The 24178-nt window shown below is 63.2% G+C and carries 20 protein-coding genes; 12 read left to right on the top strand and 8 right to left on the bottom strand.

The features are described from left to right. The first annotated feature begins 184 nt into the window (after positions 1–184). Positions 185–1147, top strand: coding sequence for a LysR family transcriptional regulator (locus tag AC1DZQ_RS20110; RefSeq protein ID WP_476965163.1), 963 nt, complete (start codon positions 185–187; stop codon positions 1145–1147). A 98-nt stretch (positions 1148–1245) separates the two neighbouring features. Here the strand turns inward: AC1DZQ_RS20110 and trxA are convergent, their stop codons facing one another. The 6 genes from trxA to dnaK are packed head-to-tail and all read right to left on the bottom strand — an operon-like array spanning position 1246 to position 7998. Beyond that, a complete protein-coding gene (trxA, locus tag AC1DZQ_RS20105) occupies positions 1246–1674 on the bottom strand; it encodes a thioredoxin (protein ID WP_476965162.1) in 429 nt (142 codons plus the stop codon). Then, complete coding sequence (gene clpB, locus AC1DZQ_RS20100; protein WP_476965161.1) at positions 1671–4307, bottom strand: ATP-dependent chaperone ClpB; 2637 nt, start codon at positions 4305–4307, stop codon at positions 1671–1673. Before clpB ends, trxA begins: the two co-directional genes overlap by 4 nt. Beyond that, positions 4304–4618, bottom strand: a complete 315-nt coding sequence (locus AC1DZQ_RS20095) for a chaperone modulator CbpM (RefSeq protein WP_079555685.1) — start codon at positions 4616–4618, stop codon at positions 4304–4306. Before AC1DZQ_RS20095 ends, clpB begins: the two co-directional genes overlap by 4 nt. Then, positions 4615–5556 (bottom strand): DnaJ C-terminal domain-containing protein, encoded by a 942-nt coding sequence (locus tag AC1DZQ_RS20090; RefSeq protein WP_476965160.1) that lies wholly within the window; start codon positions 5554–5556, stop codon positions 4615–4617. Before AC1DZQ_RS20090 ends, AC1DZQ_RS20095 begins: the two co-directional genes overlap by 4 nt. After that, entirely contained in the window at positions 5549–6091 is a 543-nt protein-coding gene (locus AC1DZQ_RS20085) for a nucleotide exchange factor GrpE (protein ID WP_476965159.1), read from the bottom strand. The genes AC1DZQ_RS20090 and AC1DZQ_RS20085 overlap by 8 nt, the downstream gene beginning before the upstream one ends. Before the next feature lie 8 nt (positions 6092–6099). After that, positions 6100–7998 carry a molecular chaperone DnaK gene (gene dnaK, locus AC1DZQ_RS20080; RefSeq protein WP_476965158.1) on the bottom strand — a complete coding sequence of 633 codons (1899 nt, stop codon included), beginning with the start codon at positions 7996–7998 and terminating at the stop codon, positions 6100–6102. A gap of 471 nt (positions 7999–8469) precedes the next feature. On the opposite strand from dnaK, the gene AC1DZQ_RS20075 reads away from it, so the two are divergent. From AC1DZQ_RS20075 to AC1DZQ_RS20060, 4 genes are all read left to right on the top strand, one after another. Next, positions 8470–8733: a UBP-type zinc finger domain-containing protein gene (locus AC1DZQ_RS20075; RefSeq protein ID WP_476965157.1), complete on the top strand. Its 264-nt coding sequence runs from the start codon at positions 8470–8472 to the stop codon at positions 8731–8733. Positions 8734–8757: 24 nt separating this feature from the next. Next, positions 8758–10527 (top strand): FAD-dependent oxidoreductase, encoded by a 1770-nt coding sequence (locus AC1DZQ_RS20070; RefSeq protein WP_476965156.1) that lies wholly within the window; start codon positions 8758–8760, stop codon positions 10525–10527. Positions 10528–11260: 733 nt separating this feature from the next. After that, a complete protein-coding gene (locus tag AC1DZQ_RS20065) occupies positions 11261–12487 on the top strand; it encodes a PucR family transcriptional regulator (RefSeq protein WP_476965155.1) in 1227 nt (408 codons plus the stop codon). A 297-nt stretch (positions 12488–12784) separates the two neighbouring features. Further along, on the top strand, positions 12785–13894 hold the full coding sequence (locus tag AC1DZQ_RS20060) for a hypothetical protein (protein WP_476965154.1): 1110 nt from the start codon (positions 12785–12787) through the stop codon (positions 13892–13894). Between the two features lie 306 nt (positions 13895–14200). On the opposite strand, the gene AC1DZQ_RS20055 is transcribed toward AC1DZQ_RS20060, so the two are convergent. Further along, entirely contained in the window at positions 14201–15241 is a 1041-nt protein-coding gene (locus AC1DZQ_RS20055; protein WP_476965153.1) for a helix-turn-helix domain-containing protein, read from the bottom strand. A gap of 321 nt (positions 15242–15562) precedes the next feature. Further along, positions 15563–16807 carry an ROK family protein gene (locus AC1DZQ_RS20050; protein WP_476965152.1) on the bottom strand — a complete coding sequence of 415 codons (1245 nt, stop codon included), beginning with the start codon at positions 16805–16807 and terminating at the stop codon, positions 15563–15565. A 250-nt stretch (positions 16808–17057) separates the two neighbouring features. Between AC1DZQ_RS20050 and AC1DZQ_RS20045 the strand changes: the two genes are divergently transcribed. From AC1DZQ_RS20045 to AC1DZQ_RS20015, 7 genes are all read left to right on the top strand, one after another. Next, on the top strand, positions 17058–18191 hold the full coding sequence (locus AC1DZQ_RS20045) for a Gfo/Idh/MocA family protein (protein ID WP_476965151.1): 1134 nt from the start codon (positions 17058–17060) through the stop codon (positions 18189–18191). A gap of 61 nt (positions 18192–18252) precedes the next feature. After that, positions 18253–19680, top strand: a complete 1428-nt coding sequence (locus AC1DZQ_RS20040) for an ABC transporter substrate-binding protein (RefSeq protein ID WP_476965150.1) — start codon at positions 18253–18255, stop codon at positions 19678–19680. Positions 19681–19719: 39 nt separating this feature from the next. Further along, positions 19720–20700: a carbohydrate ABC transporter permease gene (locus AC1DZQ_RS20035; RefSeq protein ID WP_476965149.1), complete on the top strand. Its 981-nt coding sequence runs from the start codon at positions 19720–19722 to the stop codon at positions 20698–20700. Next, positions 20700–21560, top strand: a complete 861-nt coding sequence (locus AC1DZQ_RS20030) for a carbohydrate ABC transporter permease (RefSeq protein ID WP_476965148.1) — start codon at positions 20700–20702, stop codon at positions 21558–21560. The genes AC1DZQ_RS20035 and AC1DZQ_RS20030 overlap by 1 nt, the downstream gene beginning before the upstream one ends. Before the next feature lie 21 nt (positions 21561–21581). After that, the gene (locus AC1DZQ_RS20025) at positions 21582–22610 is read left to right on the top strand and encodes a zinc-binding dehydrogenase (RefSeq protein ID WP_476965147.1); all 1029 of its coding nucleotides are present in this window, start codon (positions 21582–21584) and stop codon (positions 22608–22610) included. 31 nt (positions 22611–22641) lie between these two features. Beyond that, the gene (locus AC1DZQ_RS20020; RefSeq protein WP_476965146.1) at positions 22642–23502 is read left to right on the top strand and encodes a sugar phosphate isomerase/epimerase family protein; all 861 of its coding nucleotides are present in this window, start codon (positions 22642–22644) and stop codon (positions 23500–23502) included. 222 nt (positions 23503–23724) lie between these two features. Continuing rightward, positions 23725–24178 (top strand): sugar phosphate isomerase/epimerase family protein (locus AC1DZQ_RS20015; protein WP_476965145.1); only part of this gene is annotated, 454 nt, incomplete at its 3' end.

Below are 24178 nucleotides of genomic sequence, written 5' to 3'. Positions count from 1 at the left end.
CGGGCTTCTCTGCCCGAGCCTCGAAAGCGGGGTTTCCGGAGTGCCTTTGCGGCTGTCTCCGTTGGCAACCCTTCGCTGTTTCCATTGCAGCCTCCGTTGCCCCGAACGGTCCAATACCTGTCCCCTATCCACCGATAGCCCGAAACTATTGGACCCCGATTGTGTCGGAGCTTAGAGTTGAACGATGCAGCAGCCACAGCTTGACCTGCGCGTCCTGCAGTACTTCGTCGCCGTTGCGGAAGAGCTGCATTTCGGGCGAGCCGCTGCCCGGCTTCACATCGCCCAGCCATCCCTCAGTGTCCAAATACGGAAGCTTGAACACTCTCTGGGCACTCCCCTGCTGATCCGGACCAGCCGCAGCGTCTCCCTGACCAACGCGGGGGATGTCCTGCTGGGTGAAGCAAAACGCCTCATATCCGCTGCGCAGCGCGCCGTTTCGTTGACCCGGGAGGCTGCCAGCGGTGTGAGGGGCACCCTGATAGTGGGCTTTCAGGCCAACGCGGCTGCTGAACTGACGCCGCGGATCCTTGCCGCGTTCAAGAACAACCATCCGGAAATCCACGTCCAGATGAGGTCCTTCGATTTCGCAGACCCTACCGCCGGGCTAGCCGACGGAAGCGCTGACGTGGCATTTGTGCGGCCTCCGCTGCCGGCGGCTGACTGGCTCGCCATGGAGACACTGTTCATTGAACCGCGGGTCCTCGTAGTTGCCAGCAGTTCCCGCTTTGCCGGGCTGTCTGAGGTCTCGGTGGAACAGGTCGTTGATGAGCCCTTCGTCGCCCGCAAGGCTCCGGATAAATGGCGGGATTTCTGGCTCGCAACCCAGGCCCGCGGCGGGCAGCCGGTCCGTCTGGGCACTCAAGTAGCCACCGTCGACGAGTGTTTCGAAGCCATCATGGGTGAGCGGGGAATTGCGTTCACCCAAGCCTCCACCCAGCGTTTCTATGACCGGCCGGGGCTGTCTTTCATCCCGGTCAGAGACGTCCCGCCCTCTCCGCTGTCGATTGCATGGCGCACTGACGTCAATGACGAGCTGGCACGCGAGTTCGTGGAGACCGCTCGGACCCTGGCCTCCTTCGGTGGCGTGCCAAACCTCGTCGACTCCTGTCGCGGCGCCTCGCTATCCTCTTCGCTCCAGCCCAATTAGCGCCACTGACTATCGCAGTGCACGATATTGCGCCTGGTGTACGGGTTGGCCGCGGGGCGTCGGCTGAGGTCCGCCCGCCGTCGTCCGCTGTCCTTGAGCTACTTCGTGAGTGCCCCCTCCAACCAGGTCCTCAGCACCGGCGCGGGAGCTGCGCCGGCCTGCCTCGCGACGACTTTGCCGTCGACGATGACCAGCAACGTTGGCACTGCCTGAATGGCAAATCTGGCGGAGAGCTGCGGCGAGTGGTCCACATCGACCTTCACAAGTTTGATCTGCCCCGCGCGTTCGTGTGCCAACTGGTCCAGCACGGGGCTCACCATCCGGCAGGGTCCGCACCACACCGCCCAAAAGTCCACCAGTACCGGAACGGCCGACCGTTCGGCGATCTCGCCGAAGTCATCGTCGCCCGCTTCCACCACCCAGGGAAGCTCCCGGTGGCAACTTCCGCAGCGTGGCCTGCCGTCGGCGACAGCCGGAACGCGGTTGGATTTGCCGCAATGGGGACACTTGATGATGGCCTTGTTCATGCCGTTCCGGCCTCTTCCAGCTCCATCATGCTGTAGTCAACCACTAATTCCCCTCCGGATGCGGTCACCGTGACCACTCCACCTTCCGCGATGCTGCCACGCAGCAGGGCCCGGCCCACTTGCGTTTCCACCACATGGGAAATGTAACGGCGGAGGGGGCGGGCTCCGTAGACCGGATCGAAGCCGCGTTCAGCTATCAGAAGGCGCGCCTCCTCGGTCAGGTGCAGCTCTATTTGCTGCTCGGCCAGCCGCTGCCGCAGCTGTTGGAACTGCAGATCAACGATGCGCTCGATTTGCGGCAGCCCCAGGGGTGCGAACAGGACCGTATCGTCCACGCGGTTGAGGAACTCGGGGCGGAAATGCGCCCGGAGCTCGCCCATCACCATGCTGCGCGCCTCCTCGGTGATCGCCCCGCCTTCGGCCGAACCCTCCAGAAGATACTGGGAGCCGATATTGGAGGTCATGATGATGACGGTATTGCGGAAATCGATGGTTCGGCCCTGCGAGTCCGTAATCCGTCCGTCGTCGAGCACCTGCAGCAAGGTGTTGAAAATGTCCGGATGGGCCTTTTCCACCTCATCGAACAGCACCACCGAGTACGTCTTCCGGCGTACCGCTTCAGTGAGTTGTCCTCCTTCGTCGTAACCGATGTAGCCAGGAGGCGCCCCCAGCAGGCGGCTCACGGTGTGGCGCTCCTGGTACTCGCTCATATCCAGCCGGATCATGGCGTTCTCGCTGTCGAAGAGCGCCGCGGCCAGAGCCTTTGCAAGCTCGGTCTTCCCTACGCCGGTCGGGCCGAGGAAGATGAAGGAGCCGATGGGCCGGCGGGGATCCCGGATACCGGAGCGTGCGCGGATGATGGCGTCCGACACAGCACTAATCGCTTCTTCCTGCCCCACGACGCGGGCGCGCAGGATTTCGTCCAGGTGCAGGACTTTCTCACGTTCGCCCTGCTTCAGCCGTGCGACCGGTATGCCTGTCCAGGCCGCGACGATGTCGGCGATCTCGTCGTCCGTCACCACCTCGCGGAGCAGGCGTTTTTCACCCTGTTTCGCGGTCAGCCGTTCCTCCTCGGCGGCCAGCCGCCGTTCGAGGTCGGCAAGTCTGCCATAGCGTAGCTCCGCCGCCCGGTTGAGGTCGTAGTTCCGCTCGGCTTCCTCAGCCTCCTGCCGCACCCGCTCCAGCTCACTGCGGATTTCCTGCAGTTTGTGGATCGCCTGGCGCTCGGCTTCCCATTGGGCCCTCTTCGCGTCGGCCTCGGCGCGCAGGTCTGCCAATTCCCGCCTCAGCTCCTCGAGCCGGGTCTTGCTGGCCGGATCGGTCTCCTTGGAGAGTGCCGCCTCTTCTATTTCGAGCCGCGTGACCTTCCGCGTGAGCTCATCCAGTTCCGCTGGCATCGAATCAATTTCCGTCCGCAGCCGGGCGCACGCCTCATCCACGAGGTCAATGGCCTTGTCCGGAAGGAACCGGTCAGTGATGTACCGGTGGGAAAGGGTGGCCGCAGCCACCAGAGCACTGTCCTGGATCCGCACGCCGTGGAAGACCTCAAGCCGCTCCCGCAGGCCGCGAAGAATGGAAATGGCGTCCTCGACGTCGGGTTCCTCAACCAGGACCGGCTGGAATCGGCGTTCCAACGCTGCATCCGACTCAATGTGTTTGCGGTATTCGTCGAGGGTGGTGGCGCCGATCATGTGCAGCTCCCCGCGGGCCAGCATTGGCTTCAACATGTTCCCGGCGTCCATCGACCCCTCGGACGCGCCTGCCCCGACGACGGTGTGCAGCTCGTCTACGAAGAGCAGGATCCTGCCTTCTGCCGCCAGCACCTCGGCCAGCACCGCTTTCAGCCGCTCCTCGAACTCGCCGCGGTATTTGGCACCGGCCACGAGCGAGCTCATGTCGAGCGAGAAGATGGTCTTGTTCTTCAGCCCTTCCGGCACATCCTGCCGGACGATCCGCTGGGCCAGTCCCTCCACGATGGCGGTCTTGCCGACTCCAGGCTCGCCGATCAGCACCGGATTGTTTTTGGTCTTGCGTGAAAGTATCTGGACGACCCGCCGGATTTCCGAGTCGCGGCCAATGACCGGATCCAGCTTTCCAGTGCGGGCGTCCGCCACCAGGTCGCGGCCGTACTTCTCCAGCGCCTCGTAGGTCTGCTCCGGTGTTGCCGAGGTGACGCGCTGATTTCCGCGCACCTGGGTCAGGACCGACAGGAATGATTCACGGGTGACCCGGTGATCAGCCAGCACCCTTCCGGCCGCAGTGGACCGTCCCTCCTCTGCCAAGGCCACCAGCAGGTGCTCCACCGAGACATACTCGTCTTTGAGCCGCTTGGCTTCACGTTCCGCGGCGTCCAAGAGCGCGCCCAGCCTGCGGCTCACATACACCTGGCCCGGTGCCGCTCCCGGGCCCGTGACTTTTGGCTTGCGCCGCAGCTCGGCTTCGACGGCACCCCGCAACTCATCCACATCCACCTGCATGCCCACGAGCAGGCGCGGGACAAGGCCACTTTCCTGCTCCAGCAGGGCCAGCAGCAGGTGTTCGCCGTCGGTCTCAGTGTGCCCATTGCGTTGGGCTATCCGTTGAGCCTCTGCCAACGCCTCCTGCGACTTTTGCGTCAAACTCTCCATGTTCATCGTGAAGCAGTCCCTTCCACCTGGGTGATTTCAACCAGTCGTCGTTCCAGCGAGTCAACCCGCACCAGCAGATCGAGTACCAACGGGATTGCCGCGTAGTTCAGCGACAGCTCCGAATGGAGCCTCATGACGCGCGCTATGAGTTCCGGGGCCCGCGGACTGAACCAGGGCCCGCCCGGCGCATCGCCCAGCGGCCGGATCAGATCCAGATCTACGAACCGCATGACGACGTCGGGGTGGACGCCGCTGCTCCGGGCCACCGCCTCGAGGTTCAGGCGCCACGGGTAGGCGAGCGGATATTCTCGGCTCATAGAAGCCCCTCCCTCGGGTGAAAGTCGGACACAGCGGCAAGCTCCTCGTATAGCTTGCGCACCTGACTGCTCAGCCGCGGCGGCACCATGACGCGGATTTCCGCGTAGAGGTTCCCCGCCTGGCCCTTCGGATCGGGCAGGCCCTGCCCGCGAAGCCGAAGTCTGCGCCCGCTGGAAGACCCCTCGGGTACGGTGATGGCGACCGGGCCCGCTGGCGCGTTGACCTTGATCTTGGCCCCGAGAGCGGCTTCCGACGGCGTGACGGGAAGGTCGAAGTGAATGTCCCGGCCCTTGAGCCGGTATCGGGGGTCCGGCTGGATGCGTACGGTCAGGAAGAGGTCCCCGGGGGGACCCCCGTCGCGGCCCTCGGCGCCCTCCCCCGCGAGGCGGATGCGCTGACCGTCCAGCACCCCGGCGGGCACGTCAACGTCATAGTTCCGGGTTTCGCCACCCGGCTGGGTCAGGCGGACCGTGCGCCGTCCGCCACGGATCGCTTCTTCGAGGGTCAGCCGAAGCTCAGCTTCGTGGTCCGCCCCCTGGGCCTGGCCTGCTCCCTGCTGTCGGAACCAGCCACCGAGCAGGTCCTCCCAATCGACGTCGCCACCGCTATTGACACCGACGTCGCCGTACACGCCGCGCCCCGGCCGCGGACCTGGCCGAGGGCCGCCGGACCCCCATCGCGGAGTGCCTCCAGCCGGACCGGCACCGCTGCCGGCGTGCTGCCGGAAATCGGCGCCGAAGCGGTCATAGCGCGCCTTCGTCTCGGCATCCGAAAGAGTGCTGTAGGCCTCGCCGATTTCCTTGAACCGGTCAGCGGCGTCCGGATCGCGGCTGACGTCCGGATGATGTTTTCGCGCCAGCTTGCGGTAAGCGCGCTGGATCTCGTCGGCGTCCGCCGTCCGGGAGACGCCGAGAACGGCATATGGGTCCTTAGCCACGGTCAGCGTTCACCGCCCGGCTCACAACGACGGCGGCTGGCCTGAGAACGGTGTCCGTGCCGCCGTAGCCCGGGCGCAGAACGGTCAGCACAGTCCCGGGGGGAGCTTCGTCCGTTTCCGACACACTGACCACCTCGTGAATCCGCGGGTCGAAGGGGACGTTCTCGGCGTCGATCCGCGGGTAGCCCAGACGGGCCAGGGTGTCGATGGCCTGGGATCGGATAGCGGCTATTCCATCGACGAGCGGATCCCCCGCAGACGGGGCGTGAGCCAAGGCCAGTTCCAGGTTGTCCAGGACGGGGAGCCACGCCAAAGAGACCGCTGCGCGTTCCTGTGCCCTTAGCTGGGCGCCGTCCCGGGCGGCGCGCTTTCGGACGTTATCCGCGTCAGCCAGCGCACGGCGCCACAGATCCTCCATTTTGGCCAGCTCGTCCGCCTGTGCCGCCGCTTCGGTTTCCCTTTCATCGGGTGCGGCGGCCGCTGCCTCGTCACTTCCTGGTTGGGCCCGTCCAGCCGGCCCTGCCGGGTCGCTCATGGCCGTTCCTAGCCCCGATCGAATTCTGCATCGACGATGTCATCGTCATTTGCGTCCTCGGACGCTCCGGGCCCAGATGCGGATCCCTGGCCCGCCCCTGCGGTGGCCGCGTTGGCAGCCGAGGCGCTCAGCGCCGACTGCAGCTGCTGAAGCTCGGAAATCAGTTCCCTCGCGGCGCCAACGTCCGCCTGGTTGCTGACGGCGTCGCGCGCCTGGCCAACCAGAAGTTCCGCGCGGGCCTTGTCATGCACCGGGACTGCGCTACCAAGCTCATTGACGGCCCGCTCAACGCGGTAGGCCACCGCATCGAGTTCGTTGAGGGTGTCAATCCGCTCCCGGTTCTGCACGTCCTCGCTTCGGTGGGACTCAGCCTCGGCAATCATGCGCTCGACTTCCTTGGCGTCGAGGTTGGAGCCTTCGCTGATGGTGATGCCCTGTTCCTTACCCGTGTCCTTGTCGCGAGCGGTGACGTTCAGAATGCCGTTTGCGTCCACGTCGAACGTGACCTCGACCTGCGGTTCTCCGCGGGGCGCTGGCCGGATATCGCTCAGCTGGAACCGGCCCAGCACCCGATTGTCCGCCGCCAGTTCCCGCTCCCCCTGCAGGACCACCACGTCAACGGCGGGCTGGTTGTCATCGGCGGTGGAGAACACTTCGCTGCGCCTTGCGGGGATGGTCGTGTTGCGCTCGATAATCTTTGTCATCACGCCGCCGCGAGTTTCCACACCCAGGGAAAGCGGCACAACGTCGAGCAGCAGGACGTCCGAGACCTCTCCCTTGAGCACACCGGCCTGGATCGCCGCACCGATAGCCACGACTTCGTCTGGATTGACGCTCATGTTGGGATCTTTGCCGCCGGTCAGACGCCGAACGACGTTCTGTACCGCGGGAATGCGGGTGGAGCCGCCGACCAAAATCACTTCATCGATGTCGTTGGCGGTAACCTTGGCGTCCGTCATCGCCTGCTTGACCGGACCCATGGTGCGTTCCACCAGGTCGTGGGTGATGTCTTCAAAAACGGAGCGCCGAACGGTGGTCGTCAGATGCTTGGGTCCCGTGGCGTCGGCAGTGATAAAGGGAAGGTTGACTTGGGTCTGGGTCACAGAACTCAGCTCGACCTTCGCTTTCTCGGCCGCCTCGAACAGGCGTTGCAACGCCTGGGGGTCCGACCGGAGGTCGATGCCCGCCTCCTTCTGGAAGTCGTCAGCCAAGTAATCGACAAGCCGGCGGTCAAAATCGTCTCCGCCGAGGTGCGTGTCACCCGCCGTGGAGCGGACCTCCACAACCCCGTCCCCCACGTCCAACAAACTCACATCAAAAGTTCCGCCGCCAAGGTCGAAAACCAACACCGTCTCGTGCTGGCGTTTGTCTATGCCGTAGGCCAGGGCCGCTGCAGTTGGTTCGTTGATGATGCGCAGGACTTCCAGCCCGGCAATCCTGCCCGCGTCCTTGGTCGCGGTTCGCTGTGCGTCGTTAAAGTACGCGGGCACCGTAATGACGGCCTCCGTCACCTTTTCGCCCAGCTGCTTCGCGGCGTCGTCCACCAGCTTGCGGAGAACGAGCGCACTCACCTCTTCGGGCGCGACTTTCTTTCCCTGAACTTGAAAACGCGCCACGCCGTTGTCGTCCCCTACGACGTCGAAACTCACAGCCTTGGCCTCATCCGTGATCTCGTCATAGTGTCGGCCGATAAACCGCTTGGCCGACGTAATGGTCCCCTTGGGGTTGAGAATCGCCTGCCGGCGGGCCAGTTGCCCCACAAGCCGTTCCCCGGTGTCCGTGTAAGCCACAACGGACGGAGTGGTCCGGGCGCCTTCCGCGTTGGGTATGACGCGGGCTTCTCCGCCTTCCCAGACGGCGATCACCGAGTTGGTTGTTCCGAGATCAATTCCTACTGCTTTGGCCATGACTCACTCCGGTCCTAGAGGGCGCGACCGGTCCTGTGGCGACGTCCGCCCGAGGTTGCACCGCATGACGCACGCCTTGTCCTGCTGGGCCACCAGGCTCAAGGGCGTTGTCGTGGGGCCTTATAGGGTTGAGTCTGCCCCCTTGAGGGGAGCGACGGCATGACCCTCCAGGGTCAAATATGCTCCAGTGAATTGACCTGCCAGGACAAGGGTCCACAGGTGCAATTCCCGTACACAAGGCACGACGACGGCGGAAGGGTCCCGCCGTCGTCGCTTCCCTGCTCGACGCGGATTTCCCGGATGCAGCACTTGACAGGCCAATGAGCCGGGTCTACTAATGTGCTTTAACCCGTGCACCCAATCGCCCCGCCCCATGATGGTGCCCATGCCGCCGGTCAGTTCCGACGCAACCCCTAATGCCGCCTGTCGCGGCGAGGCCGGCTTCATGGCCGGACCGCCATAGGAGCCAACATGATTCCTGGAATTCCTGATCCGCATCTCGCGCAGATTCGTCCGGTGCGGGTACGCACGCCGCAGGGCTGCGAGGAGTGTCTGGCTTTGGGCACTCCGTGGGTTCATTTGCGTTTGTGTCTCTCCTGCGGCCATGTCGGGTGTTGTGATTCCTCCCCCATGCGGCACGCCCGAGCCCACGCCACCGAGTCGCATCCAATCGTTCGTTCCTTAGAGCCCGGCGAGGACTGGCGCTGGTGCTATCCCCATGAGGCATTTGTCTAGGGTATTGGCGGGGGCAACCAACTGATGGAACCTATCGCAGACTCGACGCTGATCGAAACGCCGGATGTCTCCGGCGCCTATCCACGGCTTGGCCAAGCCCAGATCGAGTTGTTGGGCCGTGCCGGCACCAGCCGGGCTACCTCCGCCGGCGAAGTCCTCATACAGGAGGGAGACTTCGACAGTGACTTCTTCGTCATACTGCAGGGCACGGTAGTGGTCGTGGAGGGGCTGCATGACGCCGGTAGCAGACAGACTGCTGAGCTGGGCCCCGGCACGCGGATCCTCGAAGTTCACGGTCCGGGACGGTTCCTCGGGGAATTGGGCCTGGTCGAGGGGCAGCCTGCCTTTGTCAGCACTGTGTCCGCCGAGGCGTGTGAAGTGCTCCAGGTCAGCGGGGACGATCTGCGCCGTGTGGTTCTGACGGACGCCGCGGTGGGCGAGACCGTCCTGCGGGCATATCTTCAGCGCCGACTCCTGCTGATCAGCGCAGGCGCGGGCATCCGCATCGTTGGATCCCGCTTCAGCCGTGACACCCTTCGCCTTCTGGAATTTTCAGCCGCCAACCGCTTGCCTCACCGGCTGGTCGATCTGGAGGATGACGAGCAGGCGCAGGCCATCCTGGACCGGGCCGGGATCCTCGAAAGTGACCTGCCCGCAGTGGTGCTCAACGCTTCGCAGATCCTCAGAAACCCATCCAACGCAGAACTGGCCCTCGCCATGGGCCTGCGGGCAGTGAAAGAGCATTCAGCCACGTACGATCTCATGGTGATCGGGGCCGGTCCGGCCGGCCTGGCGGCCGCCGTCTACGCAGCATCCGACGGGTTGTCGGTCGTCCTCAAGGAAGAATTCGGTTTAGGTGGGCAGGCCGGCACGTCGCCGCGGATCGAGAACTTTCTCGGCTTTCCCGCCGGAATCTCCGGCGGGGAACTCACTGAAAGCGCGATCCTTCAGGCCCGCAAGTTCAGAGTCCAGATCAACGTCGCCTGCCGGGCACGCACCATCGAGTTGAGGGACGGCGAGTTCCGCGCCGAGTTCAACGAGAGCGGCCCTGCATCCTCACGGGCCGCGCTGCTAGCAACCGGGGTGCGCTACCGTCGGCTGCCGGTCCCCGGGCTGGAGGAGTTCGAGGGAATCAGTGTCTTCTACGCCGCCACAGTCCATGAAGCCAGGCTCTGCGGATTGCAGCCAGTGACCGTCGTCGGCGGTGGAAACTCCGCGGGACAGGCCGCGCTTTTCCTGGCTGGCACGGGATCACCAGTGCGCCTGGTGGTCCGCGGGGCGGACCTCCTCGCGGACATGTCGAGATACCTCGCGGAACGGATCAAAGAGCACGCGGGCATAGAGGTACTGCTGGGGGCCAACATCGTGGGCGTAGACGGTTCAGGCGCCCTCGAACGGATCATCGTCGATCTGCGAGACACAGGCGAACAACGCATCTTCGACTCCCGATACCTCTTCATTTTCATCGGTGCCACGCCGCACACAGAATGGCTGCAGGGTACCGTCGCCCTGGATGATCACGGCTTTGTGCTCACCGGGGCTGACCTCGAGGATCTTCCTCCTGAGTTCAGCCATCTGGGACGCAGACGACTGCCCCTGGAAACCAGCGTTCCCGGGATGTTCGCGGCAGGCGATGTTCGGCATGGATCGGTGAAGCGCGTAACGGCCGCCGCCGGTGAAGGCTCAACAGCAGTGGCAATGATCCACGAGCACCTGCGCCTCCTCCAGAATGGACCGGGGCGCGTTGGAGTGTGGGACAGTGAAAGTCCAGCCGGAGGATCCCCCAGGCTGTGACGGAAGACGCCCGGCACAAATTTCGCGATGTTCAGTCAAGTCACCGCGGCCACTAAGTTGTGCCTCGTTGATATGGACGACCGAAACGCAGATCCGGCTGGCGGCCGCGGAACCTGACCATGCCGCGGCAGCGCCGATAACATCCCGAAATACCGTTGAGCGACCAGCGCTGATGGCAATCCGCAGGGACATGACAAGAGCTTAACAACGGCGACATACGGGCGTAGTTTTGATGGTGTTGGTATGCCGATCCCGGCCTTGCGGCATCGGCCGCTGAGTTGGCCGGTCCGGCCGGAGACGGCTCGCCGGTATCCCGGCCAAGTACGGCGTTGGATAGCCTGCGCCGAGGTTCATTTTCAGGGCGTCATACCATGGGACCCGAAAGTGGCCGATTCTAAATTCCGTGATCGGGACAAGCGGCTTGAGCCGAGTCTCGAGCAAAGAGGGCAACGGATTCCGGTCTGCCCAGGGTTGTATCCCCTGTAAGATCCCCTTTGCTTCGGACAGAGACGAGGATCAATATGTTCGATCGACGTGTGGCAGAGGAAATCCTCAACACGGCCGCGCAGGCGGTGTCGGACATGTCGTTCTGTGCGGTCAAGGACCGTTACCTACGGGTGAATGGCCAGTTGAAGCCGGTGCCCAAACGCGCGGCGTTGCCTCAGGATCGAGACGTCCGGCGCCTCCGCGGCAGGGATTCCGCTCTCCCGGTCAGCTGCTCCGCCGTGACGACATGAACCAGCGTCTCCTGTCCCTCTCTGCGACGGTACTTGAGCTTGAAGAACACGCCAGGATCCGGGAAGCCCTGGACCAGGGCGCGGCTCCCGACCTCGGGGACAGCGAATCCCGGGAGGGACTCCTGGCGGAGGTCCTTTCACAACTGACGGGGCGGCCCATCTGTATTGAGGATGCGTTCGGGCATATCAACGCGGCAGCGGGGACCGGGTCCAAACGCCCCTACCCCAGGCTTGGCGCGGCGGCCAGGGCGCGGACTGCGCAGCTCTGGCTCGCCTCCGGCTCACCAGTCCCCGAACCGCGAAGGCTCGTTGCCCTTGCCCTGTCGCACGGCGAGGTGTTGGGGGCCATTTGCATGCTGGCATCCGACAGGCCGGTCACAGCCGGCAACGTCTTCGCTTTGAAGTACGCAACTCGGCTCTTGGAAGTCGAGTTGTCGCACCGCCGCAGCTTGGCCCAGCTGGAACTGAGGCTGGGCCGCGACCTCGTGGACGAACTCGTGTCCGGAACGGATGGCGCAACCGCAGGCGTTCGTACGGAGGCACTGGGATATGACATCAGTGGCCTGCAGCACGTCATTGTGGCGCAGTGGCAGCCGCCACGAACGGACGATACTGTCGTGGTCGCACTGCGCAGGACGTTCCGGGATCTCCGTTCATCTGCGCTCGTTTCACGGCGCGGGGACATGGCTGTTGCCGTGGTACGTGGAGATCCGTTGGGTGCCGAGGTCTTTTCCGTTGTCGCCAAGACCCTGCGAAGTGCCACCGGGGCCGTCGGCATCGGGGGTCCAAGCCTGGATGTCGCCCAGATTCCGCGTTCCTTCTCGGAAGCCCTGCACGCGCTGCACATCAGGGCCGGTTCAATCGATCGCTACGGTGTCACCCGCTTTGATCAACTCGGGATCTACCGCATCTTGGACCCAGCTGGGGGCAAACCGGATCTGGCCGGCTATATCGACGAGTGGCTCGGTACCCTTCAACGCGCCGACGACAGCCGGGGGTCTGACCTGGTGCAGACCCTGGCCCAGTACCTGGACCACGGCGGCAACTATGACAGTACAGCCCAGAGTCTGACCATCCATCGAAGCACTCTGCGTTACCGCTTGAAGTCCATCCGGCAGATCACCGGCTTCGACCTTGCCGATCCCGAGACCCGACTAAACCTGCACGTCGCAACGCGCGCATGGCGCCTTCGTCCGCACGGCGCCCCTTTTCACGTCCCATAGCCAGGCCTCAACCGGCCGAATAGCCGCGGTCAGCGCGGCGCCGGTTGACCCGCCGGATTGGGATGTGGGCATCTCCCGGACAAGGCGGGGCAATGCGGCATCCATGGCGGGCAGAGGAACTCTCAGCTGAGGCCGCGGCCGGTAGACCCCGACCGAGCGAGCACGGGAAGCCGGCTGCACCCCGAACCGCGGCGGACCGGAGCACACCCGACGGAGTCAGGCATCGGGAACCTGTGACCAGGTCTACGGTGACATCCAGTTCGCTGGTCAGAGACACTGAACCATAGGAGGCCGGGCGTGCCGGACAGTTCGGGCGACGTAAGCCGCATCAGTGCCCGTACCCTGGGCGTGCTCGCCGAACCGGAGGTCACGGCCGAGTTTGCCGAGCGCAACGGCCGCGAAGTCGTCCATCTGCTCAACCTTGCCGATGAGCGCCACGACTGGTCCGTGGTGATCGAGTACCAGGATTTTACGGCTGGCAATGGGTTGGCGCCGATGCTGGACTCCATGGCGAAGCACCGGATCCGCCGCGCATGGGATGTCATGGTCTGCCTGACCGATCTTCCGATTCGTTTCGAGGGCCGGACTGTGGTCGCGGAAGTAGCGCTCGGGGAGCCGATCTCCCTGGTTTCCTTGCCCGCGCTCGGTGCCGTCAACATCGACCGCCGGGTCCGCACTGCCGTCGCCGACCTCGGCTGGGCGATGCACCGCCACTTCGATCCCGAGGATGACGCCGGGGAATTCGGTCCGCCCTCGCTGCACCAATCGCGGCACATCGAGACTGCTGTTCTCGACGACGGGCCGATTGGGTTCCGCTACGTCTCAGCAACCCGCCTCGGCCGCGGACGGTTACTGGCGGGCATGCTGCGGGCGAACCGTCCGTGGCGGCTGGCCCTCGGATTGAGAAGCGCAATGGCCGCCGCTATCGCCACAGGCGCCTTCGCGCTTGTCACGAACACAATCTGGCAACTCGCAGACCTGCTGGGGGCGCCGAGACTGACGTTGCTGATGGTTCTTTCGATCAGTTCGATGGTGTTTTGGATCATCACCCAACACGATCTGTGGGAGAGCCCCCGGCGCGACGATAGCCTCGAACGATTCAAGGCTTCGTTGTATAACACTTCTACAGTGTGGTCGTTGATGATCGGCGTCGTGATCAGCTACATCCTGCTGTTCGTGGCCGTGCTGTTGGCTGCGGCGTTCACTATCGACGGTTCCTTATTGGAGCAGACCCTGCAACATCCGGTGAATGTTTGGGACTTTGTGGAAGTCGCCTGGATGACGACATCGGCGGCGCTCATCGGTGGTGCGTTGGGCTCCGGATTCGAGTCAAAGGACGACATTCTTCGGGCGGCGTACGGCCAACGGGAACGCCATCGTCGCCAGTCGGTCGACGAAGACGAGTAATGCGGCATTGCCCGAGGCGGCCCAGCCTATCCTTGTTTCGTTTCTGCCACCGTCGCCTTCACGGCGGCGCCCGTGGTGTTTCGCTGCCGGCGCGGTCTCCCGAGCCTCCCCCCGAGTCGGATGCGGGTGTGTGCGAGGCGGTAGGAGTCGGTCGGCGGCGGTTTAGATGATGTTGCGCCATCCGTGAGGCGGTCAACGATCTGCGCAAGGCGCGGGTGAGTGCAGGTTTTGGTCCAGCCGGAGAAATGACTCATTTGAGACGATGGCGCGGGAGTTCTTTAGCTCCTCCGCCAACTCGGTCAGGTGCTAGGGGATCAGCGACTCCCGCAACTGTTGCAGCGCAACACGAACGACGGTCTCGGATCGGTGGATCTCCCTCACATTCATCCCGGTAAACTCTTTCACCGCGCGGCGCATGCTTTGCACGTTGGAGAATCCGCACGATGCCGCAATTTCTGAGTAGGTTACCCTTTGGGCGTCGGCCTGAAGGAGGAGCTCCAGCGCTCTGCGCGTTCTCAAGGCGCGTATACGCTCGCCCAAGTGGAGCTCTTCATTCTCGAAAAAATAGAACAGAGAGCGACGGGAGAGATTGAACCTTTCGGCGACCATTGCCACGTCCAGATTGGGGTTGTCATAGCTGGCATCAAGGTATTTCTTTACCGCACGACTTAGGGCCGGTTTCTGCGCCTCATCGTCGACCGGCGTTTCAAGCAGGGAGCCCACCAGGGTTGCCATCACGGATCGGAGGATGTCTGCGGTTCCCGATGCCTCCCGGTCGATGCCGGGCCGCTTCCAACTCAACAGCGCAGGAATCACGAAAGTGCCCACGATCGGATGCTTTGCGAGGTCAGGCAGTCGAAGCAGGGAGCCTAGTCCGGCGTCGCTTATACCCAGGCTGCTGCGGTCAATGTTGATCTGCAAGGCGTGAAAGCCCTCGGGCGCATCGAAACTGCCGCCCAACGAGGTATCGATGAACCTGACGGAGCCCGGTGATACTGGCTCAGGCACGCCGTTGAGAGAGAGGGTTAGGGCCGGCGCTTTTCTGAAGTAGGCCAGGCGCAGATCCCTAGTGTCGGGATTCGGCGCCCACGAGCCCAGTGCGGGGGCATTATAGATCTCTATGAGGCTGAAACCTGGGCCGGTAAGACTAATAGCCGAAGAAGTGAAAGGCACGGGAGCGGCATGTGCCGACTTTTCCAACCGCATCGGAGTTTCGACAGCACTGCCGTACCACGTTCGCCAATGTTCAAACCTTTGTTCGGGAGTAAGCCCCTCCGGCACTGCATATCGTCGCAGATGACCGCTGCTCTCGGAAGCAGATTGAGGCATGCCGTCCTCCTTATTCACAAGCGTGAACCTTCATGGCGTTCCCTGGAATGGACACGACGTCTTGAGGCAGCGGTTGCGGGGCACACCAGGCCCGCGAGAAAAACCTCAACTGTAAGGCCTATTTTACTTCGGTAAATCTTCAATTGGGGCGTTGAATGGTTTCAGTTCCGGCGCCCCAACACGACCAGTTTTGTCGCCGCTCTGGCTGGGGTGAGCATGCCGTTGGCAGGGCACCTGCTCGGGCGATATGCTCCAATCCACACGAGCAGCTCTTCACCACGGCACCTGTGCACTCCACATCTTCGTTTGGAGACGTGGCCAAGGAAATGCGCGGTGCAATTAAATGGCCACGGAGTCACGGAGTGATGCTTGGGCGACGTGTTCCACATTCTGCCGATCGGTATTTTGATGTCCGCCGGGATCCAGCGTGGCTGCGAGATCATTGACTCGCTCAGGGGCGAGGGCATGTTCGACAGCCAAGATGCTGGCCCCAACGACTCCAGCTTCGGGGCCGGTTTCGGATTGGGTGATATTCAGATGCTGGGTCGCCAACGGCGTTGAGCGTGCATAAACGGTTTCACGGATTCCGGCGATCAGATGTTCTCCGGATTGTGCAAGCGATCCACCGACGACAATCAGGGAAGGGTTGATGAGGCTCACACACATGTTGAGCATTTCTCCGATGTCGCGGCCAGCCTGCCGGACGGCTTGAATAGCAGCCAAATCGCCGGAACGGACGAGTGAGACCACGTCGTTCGCGGTCGTTGCTTCGAGTCCGTTTTCGCGAAGCTGGGCGGCGACGGCCGGAGCTCCCGCGATCGCTTCGAGGCAGGCAGTCTTGCCGCAGCGGCATTGGATTCCTGCCGCCTTGGAAACGGCAATGTGACCGACGTCTCCTGCCACTCCTGCCGCGCCTCGCTGCAATATTCCTCCACTAATAACGCCCGAGCCGATGCCGGTGGCCACTTTAAGGAAGATCATGTTGTCCTCAGTGGGCCAGCGCGTCGCCCGCTCGCCGAGGGCCATAATGTTGACATCGTTGTCGACGAGTACGGGAACATCAAAGGTCCGCTGAACGTAAGCGGGGACATCGAATCCGTCCCATCCGGGCATGATCGGGGGGCTGGTCGGCTTTCCGGTGGAGTGTTCAACAGGACCGGGCAGCCCGATGCCGACAGCGATGATGTCCGTTGCCGGACGCTTCATAGTTTTCAAATGACCCTGCAGCGTCATCGCTAGCCAGTCCAGAACAGCTTCCGGTCCGCAGGAAATCTCAAGCCGTTCAGTGGTTTCCAGGAGAATCCTTCCCGACAGGTCCGTGAGCGCCACAGTCGCGTGTGTGGCGCCGACGTCGGCGGCAGCGGCCAGCCTTGCACCGGGGTTGAAGGCTAGTCGCGCCGAGGGGCGGCCTCCAGTGGAAGGCGCATCCGACACCGGTGCAACTAGTCCGAGTTCCAGGAGCGCCTCGAGGCGAGAACTGATGGCAGCTCGCCCCAAGCCCGTTATCCCGGCCAGGTCGGCCCTGGTTCGCGGGCGTCCGTCCCGCAGGATACGCAATAGTTCGCCGGCGCCGCCGTTGTTCATGTCTCTCCGTTTCTGGGGTCAAAAAGAGTGAATGGGGAGCGTGAGGTCTTGACATATCACGCTCACAGGACCCCGAGGGGACCTCATCTCCACTCAGTGTCACGGCGCCCACTCGCTCCCGTCCACTCGTCGATGCCCACAGCATCAAAAAGTGCAACTTCCATGCGCATCCCATCGGCAACAGCGTCAAAAGGTGCAGACTTTTGCTGACGGGCAACCAAAGCCGCTCCGTGCGTGTCACTGTTTCGGCATGGAAAACGACAGAACCACGACAGCTCCCTCCCGGTTACGGGCCGGGTTCGTCGGCGCCGGGTTCATGGCTGAGGTGCATAGCCGAGCCGCCCGTGCCGCAGGGGCGGAAATCGCAGGCATCGCGTCCTCGAACCCTGCCAGTGCCGCCCGCGCCAAAGACCGCCTGGGCGTCGAGCAGGCTTACGCCTCCGTCCAGGACCTCATTCACGATGACAGGATCGACGTCATCCACGTCTGCACCCCCAACGCCACCCACGTCGCACTGGCCGAGGCAGCGCTGAAAGCAGGCAAGCATGTTGTCTGCGAGAAGCCGCTGGCTACTACCGTGCAGGATGCCACCCATCTGGTGGAGCTGGCCGCTACGGCCGAGACGGTCGCGACCGTTCCCTTCGTCTACCGGTTCCACCCAATGGTCCGGGAAGCCCGGGCACGTATCGCGTCTGGCCAAACGGGACGGATCTCCACCATCCAGGGGTCCTATCTTCAGGACTGGCTTTTGTCCCGGAACGACGACAACTGGCGGGTGGACGCCGGTCTCGGGGGCCCTTCGCGGGCGTTCGCCGACATCGGGTCCCACCTGTGCGATCTCCTCGAATTCGTGAGCGGGGAACGGATAACACGAGTCGGTGCACTGAGCCGCACTCTCTTCTCGGGCCGGGCACACCACAAGAACGTCCAGACCGAGGACCTCGTCGCGGCTGTATTCGCGACTGAGAACGGCACCGTGGGAAACCTTCTGGTCAGCCAGGTCGCGCCAGGGCGGAAGAACCGCCTGATGATCGAGATTTCGGGATCTGAGAGCACGGTCCAGTTCGACCAGGAAGCGCCCGAGACGTTGTGGCTTGGTAAACGGGCCGGTTCCCAACTGCTTGTCCGCGACCCGGACGCGCTTAGCCCCGAAGCGGCACGGCTCAGTGTCCTGCCGGCAGGGCATCCCCAGGGTTATCAGGATGCGTTCAATGCATTTGTCGCCGATACCTACGCCGCCATCGGCGGAGACAACCGCGATGGCCTGCCCACCTTCCGTGACGGCCTCAGGTCAGCCGTCCTCACCGAAAGCATCATCGAATCCAGCAAGTGCGGCGAGTGGGTCGACGTCCCATCCGTAAAAGAACTAGAAGGAGTGCAGTAATGAAAATCATCCAGGTAGGGCTCGACGCATGGGGCGCCCATGGCTTAAGGAAGGCAGTAGCATGATCCGATCTCTCGATCGCGTCAAGCGGTCACGCATCGTAGCGGGCTTGGGAGCCGCGCTCACCGTAACCCTGTTGGCAACCGCATGCACGGGCGGGTCATCAACACCCAGCACGGCGGCGGCCAAACCGGCGGAGCTGCGGATGCTCTACACCACCGATGAAGCCAACAGCGCCGCCGTCGCGTCGCTGGTGCCGCAGTTCAAAGAAAAGTTCGGCATCGATCTGAAGATCGACAACCAGCCGTACGACGCGTTGCAGCAGAAGGTCTTCTCCGAGTTCGCTTCCAGCAGCAGCTACTACGACATTGTCGTCGTCGACACTCCGTGGGCACCGGCCCTGGTACAGAACCTCGAACCCCTGAACCAGTACCTCGAGAACGGGGCCCTGAACCCCGACGGCCCGCAGTCCAACGTGGGCGACTTCATCCCCAAGGTGTTCTACGACACAGCCGTCTACAACGCYGATTCCCCGATCAAACGCTACCCGGATCCCACGGCAAAGCCCGACGCATCCGCGATAAGGAATGCAGGATTCGACGTGTACGGGATGCCGATCCAGTCGAACGTGGCCGTCATGGCCTACCGCAGCGACCTGTTCAACGACCCGGCCCAGAAGGCGAATTTCAAGGCCAAATACGGTAAGGACCTCACAGTCCCAAAGACCTGGGACGACTACGCCCAGGCGGCGGAGTTCTTCACCCAGCCGGACAAGAAGCTCTATGGCACCACGGTCATGGCAGGTGTCGGCGACTGGGCCACCGATGACTTCAAGACCCTGCTCGCATCCCAGGGCGGGGACGGGACCTTGGCAGACCAGAACGGCAAGCCCGCATTCGACACGCCCGAAGGAGTCCAAGCGCTGAATTACTACGCCAAGCTGGCGCAAAGCGGACATGTTCCCCCGGGCAGCACGTCAGCGGACTGGGGTACAACCGCCGAATCGTTCGGCAGCGGGCTGACCGCCATGACGATCAATTACCACGACCTCAAGCTCGGTGACAACGTCAAGGGCGGCACCATCGGTTATGCCCCGGTGCCCACCGCGAAGGCCGCCGGACCCCACTTCGGGACCTGGATGCTGAGTGTCAACAAGAATTCCAAGAACAAGGAATGGGCCTACCAGGGGATCAGCTGGCTGACCGCCGCCGAGCAGCAAACAACGATGACCGCCAAGTCCCTGCACCCCAGCCGGACCTCCGTCTTTGCCAGCATCAAGAGAGATAACCCCCTCGCGCCCTTCTACGACACCCTCGGAAAATCCCTCGCAGAAGGCGTCGGCCGAGCACGGTTGACCAACTACACCGAAGTCAGCCACGAGGTGGCTGTCGCGGTGAACAACGCAGCAACCGGCGCTTCCTCGCCATCGGATGCCCTCAAGTCCGCGTCAGACAAGGTCTCGGCCCTCCTTAACTCGGCCGGCTACTAATCCATCGGACCGTTCATGGTCGCCCAAGGAGTATCGATTATGAAAACAACCGCCGCACCACTGGATGCGACCTTGACGGTTGACGCTTCCCGCCCCGCGGACGGCCTTGCCACGGCAGGCCCGCGGGACAGGAAGCCGCTGACCTGGAAAAAACGTTCGACCCCGTGGGTCTACATGGCCCCGGCCATGTTTGTCCTGCTGCTAATGACGGTGGCCCCGGCCATTTTTATCTTCTACTCAGCCTTCCGCAACGACAAGATCCTCGGGGGCGTGGGCAAATTCGTCGGACTGGATAACTTCATCACGGCGGTCACCAACGCCTCGGTCCAGCACGCGTTCCTGATAACGTTCGGCTTCGTTGCGATCGCGGTGATCCTGGAGATGATCCTGGGCTTCGCCCTGGCACTCCCGCTAGCGGCCCAGACCCGCGCCAACAAGGTCGGGGCCGCCCTCATGCTGCTGCCCTTCGCCGTCACCCCGGCGGTCGCGGCAATGGTCTTCAAGCAGCTGCTGAACCCCAACTACGGGTGGGTAGGCTACTACCTCGGCGTCTTCGGATTCCCCAAAGGCATCGACCTGCTCGGTGATCCGACGTCGGCATGGATCGTACTGGTCATTCTCGACATGTGGCAGTGGACCCCCTTCATCGCCCTCATCCTGATGGCCGGCCTTCAGTCCCTGCCGGGGGAACCCAGGGAAGCAGCCATGGTCGACGGTGCAACCCCATGGCAGATGTTCCGGCACATCACCTTTCCGGCCATGGTGCCGTTCATTGCCATCGCAGCCGTGCTGCGTACCATCCAGGCCTTCAAGACCTTCGATTCATTCAAGATCCTCACCGGTGGCGGCCCCGGTGAATCCACCGAAATCATCAACCTGGGCATTTACCGCGTCGGCCTTCAAAGCTTCAACGTCGGTCTCGCCTGCGCCCTGGGCGTGGTCTTCCTGATCATCCTTTCGCTCCTTATCCCCTTCATGCTGCGTATCATCGGCCGCCGAGCAGACCCTGAGGAAATGTAATGTCAACAACATCATCAACCAGCCGCGGGGGTACCGTGGCACGCGTCATCATCGGACGTACCTTCCTGTGGACATGGCTCCTGATCGGCCTTGTGCCGCTGCTGTTCATGTTCATCACCTCCATCAAGCCGGCCGGGATCGCCAACCAGATCCCCCCGGCATGGATCTTCCAGCCCACCCTGGACAACTACGCCTCCGTACTGTCAGCCGGCGACGGCAAATCCGAAAGCTTCGGTCAGCTGCTCACCAACAGTGCAATCGTCAGTCTCGGTGCCACCGCCCTTGCCATCGTCGTGGGGGTCCCGGCTGCATACGCCCTGACCATGAGGGATTTCCGGGCCCGCAAGGGGCTCTCATCCTGGATCCTGTCGACCTACATGTTCCCGCCCATCGTCGCCGTCATCCCGGTCTTCGTCTTCGCCGGGAAGCTCGGGCTCATGGACACCTACCCCGCCCTGATCATCCCGTACGCTGCCTTCAACCTGCCCATCGTGGTCTGGATCCTGCGCAGCTCGATCCTGCAGCTGCCCTATGAGATCCAGGAAGCCGCCATGGTCGACGGCGCCTCTACATGGGAGGTTCTCCGCCGGATCATCTGGCCCCTGCTCGTGCCGTCCGTCGCGACGGCCGCCGTACTGACCATCGTCCTGTCCTGGAACGAATTCCTGTTCGCCCTGTCCCTGACCCGCAGCGGAGCGAAGACCGCTCCGGTCGGCCTGCAACAGTTCACCGGTATGTACGGCACGGACTGGGGCAGCATCACCGCGGCCGCGACCCTGATCGTCGCGCCCATCCTGGTGCTCATGGTCGTGCTGCGCCGCCAGATGGTGGCCGGCCTCACCTTCGGTGCAGTCAAGTAAATGAGTATTGGAGAAGAAAAGATGAAAGCAGTCATCCTCCCCGGTGACAAAAGAGTCAACGTCGTCGAACGCGACGTCCCGGAGCCGGGACCGCATGAGGTGCTGGTGAGGACCCGTGCGTCCGCGATCTGCCGCAGCGACATGAGCATCTACTACGGCACCCCGATCGTCGGCGGCGAAGGCGCCGGCCACGGTTCGGTGATACCCGGGCACGAGGCAGCCGGCGAAGTCGTCAAGGTAGGGAACGCCGTGACCCACGTCAAAGAAGGCGACCGTGTCGCCGGCTACCTTGCCCTGGGCTGCGGATTCTGCGAGTACTGCCTCAGCGGCTATATGATGCTGTGTGACGAGTGGAAGTGTTTCGGTTTCGACGTCCACGGCGGTGACGCCGACTACTTCGTGCTCCCCGAACGCAACTGTCTTCAGCTCCCAGACGAACTCAGCTTCCGCGCCGGCGCGGTCATGACGGACATGGTCGGCAGCCAGTACCACGTGCAGAAGCAGCTCGGCGTGGCCGGCGGAAAAACCGTAGCCGTCTTCGGCATGGGACCAATGGGATCGGCCGCGGTACTCATCGGCAAGGCCTTCGGCGCCCGTGTCATCGCCGTCGACGTCATCGACCATCGGCTCGAACAGGCCAGCTCGCTCGGCGCGGACGCCGTCATCAACAGCACAACAGCCGACGCCGTCCAGCAGATCCGGGACCTCACCCAAGGCCGCGGAGCGGACGTCTGCATCGATTGTTCCGGCAACCCCGCCGGGCAGAACTCTGCCCTGGACGCCGCCGCCAAGCTCGGCGCCGTCGCTTTCGTCGGTGAGTCGCGGGCCACGCAGATCAATCCCAGCGACCAGATGCTCAGAAAACTGCTCACCGTCGTGGGCGGCTGGTACTTCCCCATCAGCGATTGGGAAGAAATCGTGCGCCTGGTCATCGACCAGAAAATTCCGGTCGAAAAGCTCATTAGCCACGACTTTTCCATCGATCAGGCTGAGGAAGCCTTCCGCGCCTTCGACCAACGCGAAACCGAAAAAGCCGTCTTCGTCTGGTAAACCCCGTCAGACCCTCCGAAGGAGAGAACCCATGTTCAGATACGCCGCCGAACTCGTCCCCTACCACGACCACGGCTTCGAAGACTCGATCCGCGACCTTGCCGATATCGGCTTCAAAGAAGTCAACCTCTGGTCCTCCGCCGCACCGCTGGCCCACCACGTCAACCCGGGAGATGACCCCGGCAAGATCCTTGGGGTGCTGGACAAATACGGGATCAAACCCTGCGGCCTCACCGTCTACGGAAAGACCCAGGACGAGATCCTTGAACGCGTTGATTTCGCCGCTGACCTCGGAATCGACACCCTCATCTTCGACTGCGAAGCCAACTATCCGGACTTCGTCTCTACCTTCCTGCCACCCATCGTCGAAGCAGGCGCGCGCCGCGGAGTCCGGATCGCGGTCGAAAACCATCTCACCGTACCTTTCGCCGCCGATTTCGAATCCGGTGCCAACGAAGACCAGCGCTGGGACGAAGGCGTTGACACCCTCGCCCAGATGAAACGGCTCATCCGCGACATCGACGACCCCTACCTCGGCGTCTGCATCGCTCCCCCGCACCTGTGGGTGATGCAGGACACGATCAGCGAAGCGATCACGTTCCTCGCCGAACGCAAACGGCTCTTCTATTACTACATCTGGGACATCGACCGCGCCTACCGCCACGGCACAGACGGGCTGAACTTCGGTCCCGCCGACCAGCAACTCCCCCGCCCAGACGGAACACTGGATCACTCCGTAATGCTGGAAACGCTGCGCCGTGTCGGGTATGAAGGCGTCGCCAGCCTCAAATGCCACGGAACGCAGGGATGGAGCTTCGAAAAAATCGGTGGACACCTTCGCGCGTCCGACGCCTACGTCAGGGACTGCATGAAGAAAGCCCAAGCCATCTGAGAATCCCGGACTCACCACATAATCCGGGGGCTGCAGCGGCAATACCCGGTATTTTCCCGGCCGTACCCGATCTGCAGTCCCCGGACCTCAAGAACGGAATCCGAAAAAGGCAGCACGCATTGCAATATATAGCCGGACCGAGAACCTGTGATCCGGACAAGTCGACCCGAAACCGACGATCCGACCAAAACCGGACAATCCAGTAAAGCCAAGGAGCCTGACATGCCCCGCCCGTACACCCTGTTCACCGGCCAGTGGGCCGACCTGCCCTTCGAGGAAGTCGCGCGCCTGGCCTCCGGCTGGGGCTACGACGGCCTGGAAATCGCCGTCTCCGGCGACCACCTGGACGCCTGGCGCTGGGACGAGCCCGGCTACGTCGAATCCAAGCTCGCCGTGCTTCAGAAGTACAACCTCAAGGTCTGGGCCATCTCCAACCACCTCAAAGGCCAGGCCGTGTGCGACGACCCGATCGACTTCCGGCACGAGGCGATCGTCGGGGCCAAGGTCTGGGGCGACGGCGACCCGGAGGGCGTCCGCACCCGCGCCGCGGAGGAAATGAAACACACCGCCCGGCTCGCCAAGGCCCTCGGCGTGGACACCGTGGTCGGGTTCACCGGATCCTCCATCTGGCAGTACGTCGCGATGTTCCCGCCCGTGCCGGAGAAGGTGAGAAGGT

It is taken from the genome of Arthrobacter sp. P1_C12_2 (assembly GCF_056406415.1).
This window is presented reverse-complemented; position numbering and strand designations above follow the sequence as displayed.